The organism is Amycolatopsis sp. cmx-11-12 (assembly GCF_046269425.1).
Lineage (GTDB): Bacteria > Actinomycetota > Actinomycetes > Mycobacteriales > Pseudonocardiaceae > Amycolatopsis.
In genome coordinates this window covers 95,173-109,117 of record NZ_JADNQM010000011.1, presented here as the reverse complement: position 1 = coordinate 109,117, position 13,945 = coordinate 95,173, and the positions used below count along the sequence as shown (strand labels likewise).

Sequence of the window (13,945 nt, the reverse complement as noted above, 5' to 3'; positions counted from 1 at the left end):
TTAGCCAAGACCCTCCAGCGCCGGAACAAGGTCACCGGTCTGCACTACACCCATCCGACGGGTCGCCCTGGTCAGGGCCACATACAGATCGTTGAGCCCGCGCGGGGACTCGGCGACGACCTGGTCCGGGGCGACCAGCACCACCGAATCGAACTCCAGGCCCTTCGCCCGCTCCACCGCCATCACCGATACGCGATCCCCTGCCTCACCGAGCGCCTCCGACACCGTCTCGATCAGCGGGACCGGGCACAGCACGACGACCGTCCCACCGTCCACAGCGGACAGTTCGGCCTCGACGAGACCGGGCAGCTCGGTGGCGAGTTCCGCCGGTTCCACAGAGCGCAGCCAAGGCTCGAAACCCGTCTCCCGCACCGAAACCGGCGCTTCCAGTTCGGGATTGACCTCAGCGAGCACCCGGGACGCGACGGCCATGATCTCCGCCGGGGTCCTGTAGTTCACGGTCAGCTCTTCGAGCCGCCAGCGATCGGCGACATACGGCGAGAGCACCTCTCCCCACGACCGCGCACCGCCGGACGCGCCGGTCTGGGCGACGTCGCCGACCAGCGTCATCGACCGGTTCGGCGACCGGCGCATCAGCAGCCGCCAGTCCATCGCGGTCAGTTCCTGCGCCTCGTCGACGATCACGTGCCCGAAGGTCCAGGTCCGGTCCTGTGCGGCCCGCTGCGCCGCGGTCATCTCGCTGCGGCGCTGCTGGCGTTCGGCGAACAGTTCGGCGTCGAGGACGTCACCCACCCGCAGCAGTTCCTCGTCGATGATCTCCTCGTCCTGTTCGAGGATGTCGAGCACGCCTTCCGCGTAGGCGCGGTCTTCCCGCTCGCGGCGGGCGCGTTCGGCCCTGGCGTCGGTGTCGTCCTCGCCGAGCAGCTCGGCGAGTTCGTCGAGCAGCGGGACGTCGGCCGGGCTCCACTTGGCGTCCGTCGGGCTGTAGAGGTGCTCACGATCGGTGTCCGACAAGGCTTTCCCGGCCGCGCTGCGCAACCGTTCGCGGTCGGCGAACAGCTCGTCGAGCACGACTTCGGGGATGAGCGTCGGCCACAGCCCGTTGATCGCGGCGGCCACGTTCTTGTCGGCGGCGACCTCGGCGCGGATGTCCTGGACGTCGCGCGCGTCGAGCAGGTCCTCCCCCAGTTTGCGGGCGGCCTGGCGGGTCAGCGCGTCGAGGAGGTCGGAGACGAACAGGCGCCGGGCGAGGTTGTGCGGACGGCGTGACCGGCGGGCCCGTGTCCGGGCTTCGGTGCAGGTCTTGCGGTCGAGCATGAGGATCTCGCGTTCGAACTCGATCTCCAGCACCGGTTCCGGCACGCGCTGGCGATCGCGGACGGCGTTGGCGAGCACATCGGCCATCACCCGGCGGCCCTTGATCTCAGCGGCCTCGCGAGTGACCGGACCGATGGCGTCCAGCCCCGGGTACAGCTGCCCGATCGTGGCCAGCAGCACCCCGGTCTCGCCCAGCGACGGCAGAACCTGCCCGATGTAGCGGAGGAACGTGCTGTTCGGCCCGACCACCAGCACGCCACGTGTGGTGAGCTGCTGCCGGTGCGTGTAGAGCAGGTACGCCGCGCGGTGCAGCGCGACCGCGGTCTTACCGGTGCCCGGCCCGCCCTGCACCACCAGGACGCCGTTCGGCGACGCGCGGATGATGCGGTCCTGCTCGGCCTGGATGGTCGCGACGATGTCGCTCATCTCACCGGTGCGGCGGCGTTCGAGCGCGGCCAGCAGCGCCGCCTCCCCCGCGAGACCGAGGTCCTGGCCCTGGTCGGCGGCGGAGAGATCGAGGATCTCGTCGTCCACACCGACGACCTTGCGGCTCAGCGACCGGATGTGGCGACGGCGGCGCACACCTTCGGGCGACGCGGCGGTGGCCAGGTAGAAGGGCCGCGCGACCGGCGCGCGCCAGTCGACCAGCAGCGGCCGGTACTCGTCGTCCTCGTCGAACAGCCCGAGCCGCCCGATGTAGGTGGTCTCCTCGGCGTGCTCGGGAAGGAAGTCGAGACGGCCGAAGCACAGGCCCTGCTCGACGGAGCTCAGCTGGGACAGCCTGTCGGTGTACAGCGTCGTGGCGACGTCGCGTTCGGTGCGCGCCTGCGGGGTGCCGCCGGTCTGGCGCAGCGTCTGGTCGAGCCTGCGCTGCGCGTCGACGCGTTCGGCGTCGAGTTTGCGGTAAAGGGTGGTGACGTACTCCTGCTCGAGCGCGACGTCCTGCTCGAGCGCGTCGAGTTCCCGGTCCGGGGACACGGACAAAAGCAGCCTGCTTTCGAGAGGTGGGACAGGGGCCGAAAGGGTTACAACGGCGCCCGCCATCATCTCATTCCCTCCCGGTCACCCGGACCAGGAGGAAGGCGACCAGCGACAGGCCGGTGGCGGCACTCGCCCAGACGAGGTTCTCGTGCAGCAGGACGGCGAAGGTCGCCGCGACACCGGCGATGGACTGGGCGACGAAACCACACAGTGCGACGGCGTAGGCGCCATGCTCGGGCACCTTGCTCACCGCGACGGCCATACTGCTGGGGAAGAGCGCGGCCTGGCCGAACGTGATCCCGCAGTACAGCGCGATGAACGTCACGAGCGCGGCCGTCAGCGGGATGCCCGGCAGCAGCCACAAGGCGACCGTCAGCAGGCCAGAGCCGGACATGACCAAGGCGCCCGCGCGCATCAGCCATGGCGAGCCTTTGCCGCTCGCCAGCCGGTTCACCAGCAGCGCGCCGCCGAGGTAGGCCAGGCCGATCAGCAGCCCGACGTTGCCGTACTGCTCGACGCTGAGCCCGAAGTACCGCTGGAAGACGAACGGCGCGACCTCCTGCAAGAGCACGATCGTCGCGAAGCCGAGCCCCGCCGCGATGGTCGGCAGCAGGAACGCCCGCATGGTGAGGATCCTGAGGTAGATCCGGATCACGCCGGACTTCTCGTCGCGGCCGGGTTCGAGTGAAAGCGTCAGCGTGCCGATGACGCAGGCCACCCCGGCCGCCGTGAGCACGATGAAGCCGCCCTGCCAGCTGCCGATCAGCCCGCCGAGGAACTGCCCGCCGCCGAGCGCGGTGACGAACGCGATGGACAACACCGAAAGCCGTTTGGCGAGCGCGTCGCCGCCGCCGAGGTCCCGCACGACGATACGGGCGATGATGGCCGCGCCTCCCGCGCCGATCCCTTGCAGGGAACGGAGGATCAGCAGCCAGACCGGCGAGGTGTTCACGATCAGCGCCGCACCGGCGACGGCGAACAAGCTCAGTGCCGTCAGCATCGCGGCCCGCCGCCCGAGACGGTCGGCGACCCAGCCCCACAGCACCACGGGCGCCGCCGCGCCGATGACGAACAGCGACACCGACAGCGCCGCGAAGCTGCGCGACACCGCGAAGTCGTGCTCGACCGCGGGGAGAGAGGGGAGGTAGATCGTCGTCGCCATCTGCGCGGTGAAGACGACCAGGCAGGCGACCGCCATGGTCCGGCGCCCGCCCCGGACCGCGACTTCGGTTGTGCTCGTCACTCCGCCGGACCGTACCGACGGGTAGCTCAGCGCGTCGCGGTGTGCCACCCCTTGGGAAGCTCCGGAACCGTGGTGGATCCGGCTGAGCTCTGCCGACCTGCACGACGCGAAGCGCCCGGGGCCGTGTCGCACCCCGAACCAGCGCGACCGAGCGGATACGGGCGTTCCCAATGTCGCATTTGAGACACTCAGCGTCTCAAATGCGACATTGGGAACCCTGGTTCCCGACCAGCCTTCACGCGCTACAAGATCAGAACGGCAGCCCGATGACCGGCAGACCGATGGCCGAGTCCACGGCCAGGGCGACGAACACGATCATCAGGTACGTGTTCGACCGGTGGAACAGCGACATCGGCTTGGTCTCCTCGCCGCGCCGCACCGCCGCGTTCAGGCTGTGCGCGTAGAAGAGGAACCAGCCGCCCGCCAGCAGCGCGAACGTCGTGTAGATCCAGCTCGTCACCGGGACCAGCAGCAGCGTCCAGGCGACCATCACCCACGAGTAGATGACGATCTGCCGCGCCACGTGCTGCGGGGTGGCGACCACCGGCAGCATCGGCACGCCGGCGCGCTCGTAGTCGTCGCGGTACTTCATGCCCAGCGCCCAGGTGTGCGGCGGGGTCCAGAAGAAGATGACGCCGAACATCACGAACGCGGGCCACTCGACGGTGCCGGTGACGGCGGACCAGCCGATGATCACCGGCATACAGCCCGCCGCGCCGCCCCAGACCACGTTCTGTGACGTACGCCGCTTCAGCAGCAGCGTGTAGACGAAGATGTAGAACAGGATCGTCGCGATCGCGAGAATCGCCGAGAGCAGATTCACCGTGAAATAGAGCACGACGGCCGACAGGACACCGAGCACGAGACCGAAGACCAGCGCGCCACGCCGGGGAACCGATTCCTTCACCAGCGGGCGGCGCTTGGTGCGGTTCATCACCTTGTCGATGTCCGCGTCGATGACGCAGTTCAAGGCGTTGGCGCTACCGGCGGCCATGGTGCCGCCCACGAGCGTCGCGAGCACCAGCCACGGCGACGGGATTTCCCTGCCTGCCAGGAACATCGCGGGAATCGTGGTGACGAGGAGGAGCTCGATCACCCTGGGCTTCGCGAGGGCGGCGTACGCGCCGACGACCTGGCGGATTGTTCGCCGGCCACCGTGCGGTCGTTCACCGGTCGGATGTACGGCGCTGGTGCTGTCACTGCGTCCGTGCGCAGCGTTCACCAACGACATTTCACTCCCTGCGTCAGTTTTCGGGCCGGGCCCACCAGGCTTCCGGGTGATGTGGCGGGCCCCGGATCCCTGCGTGCTGAACCCTTCCTCGATGTTAGACGTGCTGTTTCCAGAGGGTGATCGCGGGTCCTCGACCGGCCGAACCATTAGGCTGGCCGCGGTAGGTCGCGGCGTGCCTCTGCGAACGGCCCGGAGCAGGAATATCGTCCCTTCCGGATCGATTGAGATTAGTAGCGGTACACGTGGGTTACCCACGAGGGAAGAGAAGCCACAACCTGATGACGGGGAGTTCGAGTTCAGTGTCCGAAACCGCCTCTACCAGCGAGAAGAACCCACTCCTCCGGCGCAACGTGCCCGCCGACTGGACCGACCTCGACACGCGGGCCGTCGACACCGTTCGGGTGCTCGCCGCGGACGCGGTCGAGAACTGCGGCAGCGGTCACCCCGGCACCGCGATGAGCCTGGCGCCGCTCGCCTACACGCTCTTCCAGCGGACGCTGCGTCATGACCCGGCGGACCCGGAATGGCCCGCCCGTGACCGCTTCATCCTCTCCGCGGGGCACTCGAGCCTCACCCTCTACATCCAGCTGTACCTCGCCGGATTCGGCCTGGAGCTGGAAGACCTGAAGCAGCTCCGCAAGTGGGACTCGAAGACCCCGGGTCACCCGGAGTACCGCCACACCAAGGGCGTCGAGACCACCACCGGCCCGCTCGGCCAGGGCCTGGCCAACGGTGTCGGCATGGCGATGGCGGCCCGCCGCGAGCGCGGACTGCTGGACCCGGAGCCCGCCGTCGGCGAGAGCATCTTTGACCACTACGTCTACGTGATCGCCTCCGACGGTGACATCGAAGAGGGCGTCACCGCCGAGGCCTCGTCGATCGCCGGCCGCCAGGAGCTGGGCAACCTCATCGTCTTCTGGGACGACAATGAGATCTCGATCGAGGACGACACCAAGATCGCGCTGTCCGAGGACGTCGTGAAGCGCTACGAGGCCTACGGGTGGCACACCCAGGTCGTCGAGGGTGGCGAGGACGTCGTCGCGATCGAAGAGGCCATCAAGGCCGCGAAGGCCGAGACCGAGCGTCCGTCGTTCATCGCGCTGAAGACCGTCATCGGATACCCGGCGCCGAAGAAGATGGGCACCGGCAAGGCCCACGGCGCCGCGCTCGGTGCCGAAGAGGTCGCCGCGGTGAAGGAGATCCTCGGCTTCGACCCGGCGCAGAACTTCCAGGTCGACGACGAGGTCATCACGCACACCCGCCAGGCCGTCGACCGCGGCAAGACCGCGCGCGCCGAATGGCAGGAGAAGTTCGAGGCGTGGGGCACCGCCAACCCGGAGCGCAAGAAGATCGCGGACCGGATGGCCACCCGCACGCTGCCCGAGGGCTTCGCGGACAACCTGCCGAAGTGGGAGCCGGACGCCAAGGGCATCGCGACCCGCAAGGCCTCCGGTGAGGTGCTGAACGCCCTCGCCGACCCGCTTCCCGAGCTGTGGGGCGGTTCCGCGGACCTCGCGGAGAGCAACAACACCACCATGAAGGGGGCCGACTCGTTCGGCCCGGAGAAGGCTTCCACCGACATGTGGAAGACCAGCCCGTACGGCCGGACGCTGCACTTCGGCATCCGCGAGCACGCGATGGGCTCGATCCTCAACGGCATCGCGCTGCACGGCGGCACCCGTCCCTACGGCGCGACGTTCCTGATCTTCTCCGACTACATGCGCCCGCCCGTGCGGCTGGCCGCGCTGATGAAGGCGCCGGTCACCTACGTGTGGACGCACGACTCGATCGGCCTCGGCGAGGACGGCCCGACCCACCAGCCGATCGAGCAGCTCTCCTCACTGCGCGCCATCCCCGGCCTCAACGTCGTCCGCCCGGCGGACGCCAACGAGACCGCGTACGCGTGGAAGGCCGTCCTGGAGGACGTCCACCACCCGTCGGGCCTCGCGCTGACCAGGCAGAACGTGCCGGTCCTGGAGGGCACCAGCGCCGAAGGCGTCAAGCGGGGCGGCTACGTCCTCGCCGAAGCGTCCGACGGTAAGCCCCAGGTCGTGCTGATCGCGACCGGCTCCGAGGTCCAGCTGGCCGTCGAGGCCCGCAAGACCCTCGAAGCCGACGGCATCCCGGCGAGCGTCGTCTCGATGCCGTGTGTCGAGTGGTTCGACGCGCAGGACCAGTCCTACAAGGACTCGGTGCTCCCGCCGTCGGTCAAGGCACGCGTCTCCGTCGAAGCCGGTATCGCCCTTTCGTGGCACCGCTTCACCGGTGACGCCGGGGAAAACGTCTCGATCGAGCACTTCGGTGCCTCGGCCGACGCCGGCACTCTGTTCCGCGAGTTCGGTTTCACCGCGGAAGCCGTCGTCGACGCCGCCCGTCGCTCGATCGCCAACACCAAGAACTGAAGGGGAAAGCATGAGCAACGACAAGCTCGCTCAGCTGTCCGAGGCCGGTGTCTCGATCTGGCTCGACGACCTGTCCCGTGAGCGACTGAACACCGGCAACCTCGCCGGCCTGATCCGCGACAAGCACGTCGTGGGCGTGACGACCAACCCGACGATCTTCGCCAACGCGATGTCGAAGGGCGAGGCCTACGACGAGCAGACCAAGGAGCTCGCCGCGCGCGGCGCCGACGTCGAGGCCACCATCCGCGAGCTGACCACCACCGACGTGCGCAACGCCGCGGATCTGTTCCGCGACGTCTACACCGCCACGAACGGGGTCGACGGCCGGGTGTCCATCGAGGTGGACCCGCGGCTGGCCAAGGAGACCGACAAGACGGTCGCCGAGGCGCAGGACCTGTGGAAGACCGTGGACCGGCCGAACGTGCTGATCAAGATCCCGGCCACCGAAGAGGGGCTCCCGGCGATCACCAAGACCCTGGCCGAGGGCATCAGCGTCAACGTCACGCTGATCTTCTCGGTCGAGCGCTACAAGAAGGTCATCGAGGCCTACTTCGCCGGGCTCGAGCAGGCCAAGGCCAACGGCCACGACCTCAAGGGCATTCACTCGGTCGCGTCGTTCTTCGTGTCCCGTGTGGACACCGAGATCGACAAGCGGCTCGACGCCATCGGCACCGACGAGGCCAAGGCGCTGCGCGGTGAAGCCGCCATCGCCAACGCGCGCCTCGCGTACGCGGCGTTCGAAGAGCTTTCCGCCACGGACCGCTGGAAGAAGCTCGCCGAGGCGGGCGCGAACGCGCAGCGTCCGCTGTGGGCCTCCACCGGCGTGAAGGACCCGCAGTACTCCGACACCCGCTACGTGGACCAGCTCGTCGTCAAGGACACGGTCAACACGATGCCGGAGAAGACCCTCGACTCGGCCGCGGACCACGCCGACGTCACCGGCGACACGGTGACCGGCAAGGGCGCCGACGCGCAGGCCGTCTTCGACAAGCTGAGCGCCGTCGGCATCGACATCACGGACGTGTTCCTCACCCTCGAGAACGAGGGTGTCGAGAAGTTCGAGAAGTCCTGGGTGGAACTTCTCGAGACCGTCACCGGGCAGCTCGAAAAGGCAAAGGACTGAACTGGACCATGGCAGGGGAAACGACCGGCGTCGCAATTGTCGACGCCGCCCTGGCCGGCGAAGCCGCTCCGTTCGCGGAGCGGCTCGTCGCCGATCAGGTCGCATCGAAATTGGCGTCCCAGGACGCCACACTGTGGGGTCCCGAAGCCGAGTCCGAAGCGTCGATCCGTCTCTCGTGGACGACGCTGCACAAGTCCTCGCGGCCGTTGATCGGCGAGATCGAGGCATTGCGGACCGACCTGCGCTCGGAGGGCGTCGACCGCGTCGTCCTCGCGGGCATGGGCGGTTCGTCGCTGGCGCCCGAGGTGATCACCGCGACGGATGGCGTCGCGCTGACCGTCCTCGATACCACTGACCCGGGCCAGGTCGCCGACGCGCTAGCCGGTGACCTGGAGCGGACGGTCATCGTGGTGTCGTCGAAGTCCGGCGGCACCGTCGAGACCGACAGCCACCGGCGGATCTTCGCGAAGGCCTTCGCCGACGCGGGCATCGACGCGGCGCGGCGGATCGTGGTCGTCACCGACCCGGGCTCGCCGTTCGCGGAACTGTCCGAAAAGGAGGGTTACCGCAAGGTCTTCCTCGCCGACCCGAACGTCGGCGGCCGCTACTCGGCACTGACCGCGTTCGGGCTCGTCCCGGCCGGGCTCGCCGGCGCGGACGTCGCCCGCCTGCTCGACCAGGCCGCTTCGGTGGCCGACACACTCGCCGACGACTCCGTGGACAACCCCGCGGTCAAGCTCGCGGCGGCGTGGGTCGCGGCGCACGAAAAGGGCGCCGAGAAGGTCATCATCGGTGACACCGGTTCGGGCATCAAGGGCTTCGCCGACTGGGCGGAGCAGCTGATCGCCGAGTCCACCGGCAAGCAAGGCACCGGGCTCCTCCCGGTCGCCGTCGAGGGTCCGGACTCCCCCGGTTTCGCCGATGCCAAGGACGACGCCACCCCGGTGGCGGTCGGCCCGGCCCAGGGCACCGCGAAGATCTCCGTGACCGGGCCGCTCGGCGCCCAGTTCCTGCTGTGGGAGTTCGCGACCGCGCTCGCCGGACGGCTGCTCGGGATCAACCCGTTCGACCAGCCCGACGTCGAGGCCGCCAAGAAGGCCGCCCGGTCTCTTTTGGACAACCCCGACGCGCTCAAGGGCGGCGAAGAGCCGTCCACTGTGGACGGCGCGGTCCAGGTGTTCGGCTCGGCAGGCGTGGCCACCGACGGAAAGCTCGCGGACATTCTGCGGGCTTTCTTCGACTCCGCCCCGGAAACCGGCTACATCGCGGTGCAGGCGTACCTCGACCGTCTCGACGACGCGTCGACGTCGCTCCTTCGTGGCGAGATCGCCAAGCGGACCGGCCGCCAGACCACCTTCGGGTGGGGGCCGCGGTTCCTGCACTCCACCGGCCAGTACCACAAGGGCGGGCACCAGAACGGCGCCTTCCTCCAGATCACCGGCGCCGTAGTTGACGATGTGGCAGTTCCAGCGCAGCCGTACACGCTCGGTGTGCTTCAGCACGCGCAGGCGCTCGGTGACGGCCAGGTGCTCGCGGAGCACGGTCGTCCGGTGCTGCGCCTGCACCTCACCGACCGGGCCGCCGGCCTGGCCGAACTGGTCCGCGCGGTACAGGAGGCAGGCGAGTGACCCGAGCCTGGAGCAACCCGCTGCGCGACCCGCGCGACAAGCGGCTGCCGCGGATCGCCGGGCCGTCCAGCCTGGTGATCTTCGGCGTGACCGGTGACCTCGCTCGCAAGAAGCTGATGCCGGCGATCTACGACCTCGCCCACCGCGGGCTGCTGCCCGCCGGGTTCTCACTGGTCGGCTTCGCCCGCCGGGACTGGGAGCACCAGGACTTCGGCGAGCTGGTGCACGACTCGGTCAAGGAGCACGCGCGGACGCCGTTCAAGGAGTCGGTGTGGAACCGGCTCGCCGAAGGGATCCGTTTCGTCCAGGGCACCTTCGACGACGATGACGCCTTCGACAGGCTCGCGCAGACGGTCAAGGACCTCGACGCCGAGCGGGGCACCGGTGGCAACACCGCGTTCTACCTGTCGATCCCGCCGAGCGCGTTCCCGGTGGTGACCAAGCAACTCGCCCGCTCCGGCCTCGCCGACGCGAGCGAGGAGACCTGGCGCCGCGTGGTCATCGAGAAGCCGTTCGGCCGCGATCTCAAGAGCGCCAAGGAGCTCAACGAGATCGTGAACGACGTCTTCCCCGAGGAGTCGGTGTTCCGCATCGACCACTACCTCGGCAAGGAGACGGTGCAGAACCTGCTGGCGCTGCGCTTCGCGAACCAGCTGTTCGAGCCGATCTGGAACGCCAACTACGTCGACCACGTGCAGATCACCATGGCCGAGGACATCGGCCTCGGCGGCCGCGCGGGGTACTACGACGGCATCGGCGCCGCCCGCGACGTCATCCAGAACCACCTGCTGCAACTCCTCGCGCTGACCGCGATGGAGGAGCCGGTCTCGTTCGCGCCGCGGGCGCTGCGGTCCGAGAAGATCAAGGTGCTTTCGGCGACGAAGCCACTGGGACCACTCGACGAGACCACCGCGCGCGGGCAGTACGCGGGCGGCTGGCAGGGCGGTATGAAGGTGCCGGGCCTGTTGCAGGAAGACGGTTTCGCGAAGGACTCGACCACCGAGACCTACGCCGCGGTGACGCTGGAGGTGCAGAACCGCCGCTGGGCGGGCGTGCCGTTCTACCTGCGCACCGGCAAGCGGCTGGGCCGCCGGGTCACCGAGATCGCCGTGGTGTTCAAGCGGGCGCCGCATCTGCCGTTCGACTCGACCTCGACCGAGGAACTGGGCCAGAACGCGCTGGTGATCCGGGTGCAGCCCGACGAGGGCATCACGCTGCGGTTCGGTTCGAAAGTGCCGGGGACCACGATGGAGGTCCGCGACGTCACCATGGACTTCGGCTACGGGCACGCGTTCACCGAGTCCTCGCCGGAGGCCTACGAGCGGCTCATCCTGGACGTGCTGCTCGGCGAACCGTCACTGTTCCCGGTGAACGAAGAGGTCGAGCTGTCCTGGGAGATCCTGGACCCGATCCTCGACCACTGGGCCAAGAAGGGCGCGCCCGAGGCGTACCCGCCCGGCTCGTGGGGACCGCCGTCCGCGGACGAAATGCTGGAGCGTACCGGCCGGAACTGGAGGCGTCCGTGATCATCGACCTGCCGTCGACCACGACGTCGCAGCTGAACAAGAAACTCGTCGAAATCCGCGAACAGGGCGGGCAGGTGGCACTCGGCCGCGTGCTGACGCTGGTCATAGTGGCCGACGACGACGACCGGCTCGAAGAGGCGATCGAAGCCGCCAACGAGGCCAGCCGGGAGCACCCCTCGCGGGTGATCGTGGTGGCCAAGGGCGCACGGACCGCGGCACCGCGGATCGACGGCCAGATCCGGGTCGGCGGCGACGCCGGCGCGAGCGAGGTCATCGTCCTGCGGCTCTACGGTCCGCTGGCCTCGCAGGGGCAGAGCGCGGTCGTGCCGCTGCTGCTGCCGGACGCGCCGATCGTCACCTGGTGGCCGGGCACCGGTCCGAAGGCCCCGGCCAAGGACCCGCTCGGTGAGCTGGCCCAGCGCCGGATCACCGACTCCGCGGCGGAAAAGTCGCCGATAAGAGCACTCACCACCCGGGCGAAGTCCTATGTGGAGGGTGACACCGACCTGGCGTGGACCAGGCTGACCAGCTGGCGCGCCCAGCTGGTGTCCGCTTTGGACCTTCCGCCGCATGAGAAGGTCACCGGCGCGACCGTGACCGGTGAGGCCGACTCGCCGTCGACCGAACTGCTCGCGGGCTGGCTGGCCGAGTACCTCAAGGTGCCGGTGAAGCGAGTCAAGAGCACCGGCGCCGCGGGCATCATCTCGGTGACGCTGGAGCGGCGTTCCGGCGCGGTGGAACTGCACCGGCCGGACGGGCGGGTCGGCACGCTGACCCAGCCGGGCCAGCCGACGCGGCGGATCGCCCTGCAACGGCGGGACAACAAGGACTGCCTGATCGAGGAGCTGCGGCGGCTCGACCCGGACGAGGTCTACGAGGCCTCGCTGAACGGGCTCTCCAAGATCTCGTCGGGCACCGCGGCCAAGGCCGCTCCGGCAAAGAAGGCGGCTCCGGCCGCTGCCAAGAAGAAGACCGCCGTCGCTGCTACGAAGAAGAGCGCCTCATGAGCAAGACCGAGGTCGTCGTCTACGAGAACCCGGACCTCCTGGCCGCCGCCACGGCGGCCAGGCTGGTCACCCGGATCGTCGACGTCCAGGCCGCCAAGGGCTCGGCCTCGGTGGTGCTCACCGGCGGCGGCACCGGGATCGCGATCCTGAAGGAACTGCGCGACTCCAGTGCCCGTGACGCCATCGACTGGTCGCGTCTCGACGTCTACTGGGGCGACGAGCGGTTCGTCCCGGCGGACTCCGACGAGCGCAACGAGAAGCAGGCCCGCGAGGCCCTGCTCGACCACGTCCCGCTCGACCCGAAGCGGGTGCACGCCATGGCACCCTCGGACGGCGAGTTCGGCGATGACGTCGACGCCGCTGCCGCCGCGTACGCGGAGATCCTGACGGCCGACGTGCCGGCGTTCGACATCATGCTGCTGGGCCTCGGCGGGGAGGGGCACACCGCCTCGATCTTCCCCGAGAGCCCGGCGGTGTACGAGAAGGAGCGTTCGGTCGTCGCGGTGCGCGACTGCCCGAAGCCGCCGCCGACCCGGATCTCGCTGACCCTGCCCGCGATCCGTCGCGCGCAGGACATCTGGCTGGTCACCGGCGGCGACGCCAAGGCGGACGCCGTCGCGCAGGCGCTGGCCGGTGCGGGCGAGGTCCAGATCCCGGTGGCGGGGGCACGCGGCAGCCGTCGCACGCTCTGGCTGCTGGACCGGGGCTCCGCCTCGAAGCTCACGAAGGTCTACCAAACGCCCGCGGGCTGACCTTCCCTTTGCGTGTGAAGGCCCCCTTCCCCCCCCTCGAGAAGGGGGTCTTCACGCGCACCGCCCACGATGACCGCTCAGGGTTGCGCCGGTTTCAACGGCCATCGCGAGACCTCCTTGCCGTTGTTGCTCAGGACGAGCTCGGAGGCGGTGAGCTCGTAGCGGAAGCCCTGGTTCCGCGCGACGAATCCGGTTCCGGTGGACGTCGCAGGAAGACTGATGTGCGTTTTGGAGGTGGCTTCGGCCCCTCTGACCAGACCGTCGTAGCGGTACTGGCCGTCCGTGCCCTGGCACACCGTGACCACGAATCTGTCCGCGTTATGCCGCGCGACCAGCACGGCACCGCCACCTCCGCCGGGCAGCCATTTGGCCACCGCCGCCGGACAGGATTCCTTGCCCGGTACGTCCGCCACCCCGGCCGACCCCGCCACGTTCTCCGGAGCGGACGCCGGGACGGGAGTCTTCGTCACCTCGGTCAGGTCGTCCCAGTAGGTCAGAAGCAGGAAGCCTCCGGTACCCAGAAACAGCCCGATGAGAGCAAGCCGGACGATGCGTCCCGACGGCGGCCTGATCAGGGGAAGCCGTTTCGGCTCCTCCGCCACTGGATCGGCCCTCGGTGAAGGCGCAGGGGTCAACGTGATCGTCGCTCGTTCGAACGCGGTCCGCCGCCGCAGCTCCGGGAGAGCACCCGGACGGCATTCCTGGCATCGATGACCGTCGACGGCATCCTGGGCACCGCACGAAACACAAGTACCTGTCGCCTGGCTCATTCGT

Annotated in this window: 10 protein-coding genes; 6 read left to right on the top strand and 4 right to left on the bottom strand. The window is 69.1% G+C overall.

Annotation, left to right across the window (positions count from 1 at the left end; all coding sequences use genetic code 11):
- The 3 genes from ACLARN_RS17665 to ACLARN_RS17655 all read right to left on the bottom strand — a co-directional run bounded on the left by ACLARN_RS17665 (window position 1) and on the right by ACLARN_RS17655 (window position 4,733).
- Window positions 1-2,256: a HelD family protein gene (locus ACLARN_RS17665; RefSeq protein WP_409492616.1), complete on the bottom strand. Its 2,256-nt coding sequence runs from the start codon at window positions 2,254-2,256 to the stop codon at window positions 1-3.
- 70 nt (window positions 2,257-2,326) lie between these two features.
- Window positions 2,327-3,502, bottom strand: coding sequence for an MFS transporter (locus tag ACLARN_RS17660; RefSeq protein ID WP_409492500.1), 1,176 nt, complete (start codon window positions 3,500-3,502; stop codon window positions 2,327-2,329).
- Window positions 3,503-3,752: 250 nt separating this feature from the next.
- A complete protein-coding gene (locus ACLARN_RS17655) occupies window positions 3,753-4,733 on the bottom strand; it encodes a heme o synthase (protein WP_409492499.1) in 981 nt (326 codons plus the stop codon).
- Between the two features lie 299 nt (window positions 4,734-5,032).
- Here ACLARN_RS17655 and tkt point away from each other — a divergent pair, with 299 nt between their 5' ends.
- From tkt to pgl, 6 genes are read left to right on the top strand one after another with little or no spacing between them, the layout of a single operon-like run.
- Entirely contained in the window at window positions 5,033-7,135 is a 2,103-nt protein-coding gene (gene tkt, locus ACLARN_RS17650) for a transketolase (protein WP_409492498.1), read from the top strand.
- A gap of 10 nt (window positions 7,136-7,145) precedes the next feature.
- Window positions 7,146-8,258: a transaldolase gene (gene tal, locus ACLARN_RS17645; RefSeq protein WP_409492497.1), complete on the top strand. Its 1,113-nt coding sequence runs from the start codon at window positions 7,146-7,148 to the stop codon at window positions 8,256-8,258.
- Between the two features lie 8 nt (window positions 8,259-8,266).
- Window positions 8,267-9,886 carry a glucose-6-phosphate isomerase gene (locus ACLARN_RS17640; protein WP_409492496.1) on the top strand — a complete coding sequence of 540 codons (1,620 nt, stop codon included), beginning with the start codon at window positions 8,267-8,269 and terminating at the stop codon, window positions 9,884-9,886.
- The gene (gene zwf, locus ACLARN_RS17635) at window positions 9,883-11,412 is read left to right on the top strand and encodes a glucose-6-phosphate dehydrogenase (protein ID WP_409492495.1); all 1,530 of its coding nucleotides are present in this window, start codon (window positions 9,883-9,885) and stop codon (window positions 11,410-11,412) included. The genes ACLARN_RS17640 and zwf overlap by 4 nt, the downstream gene beginning before the upstream one ends.
- Window positions 11,409-12,419, top strand: coding sequence for a glucose-6-phosphate dehydrogenase assembly protein OpcA (gene opcA / locus ACLARN_RS17630; protein WP_409492494.1), 1,011 nt, complete (start codon window positions 11,409-11,411; stop codon window positions 12,417-12,419). The genes zwf and opcA overlap by 4 nt, the downstream gene beginning before the upstream one ends.
- A complete protein-coding gene (gene pgl, locus ACLARN_RS17625) occupies window positions 12,416-13,171 on the top strand; it encodes a 6-phosphogluconolactonase (RefSeq protein WP_409492493.1) in 756 nt (251 codons plus the stop codon). The genes opcA and pgl overlap by 4 nt, the downstream gene beginning before the upstream one ends.
- A 77-nt stretch (window positions 13,172-13,248) precedes the next feature.
- Here the strand turns inward: pgl and ACLARN_RS17620 are convergent, their stop codons facing one another.
- The gene (locus ACLARN_RS17620) at window positions 13,249-13,941 is read right to left on the bottom strand and encodes a hypothetical protein (RefSeq protein WP_409492492.1); all 693 of its coding nucleotides are present in this window, start codon (window positions 13,939-13,941) and stop codon (window positions 13,249-13,251) included.
- Window positions 13,942-13,945 lie beyond the last annotated feature (4 nt).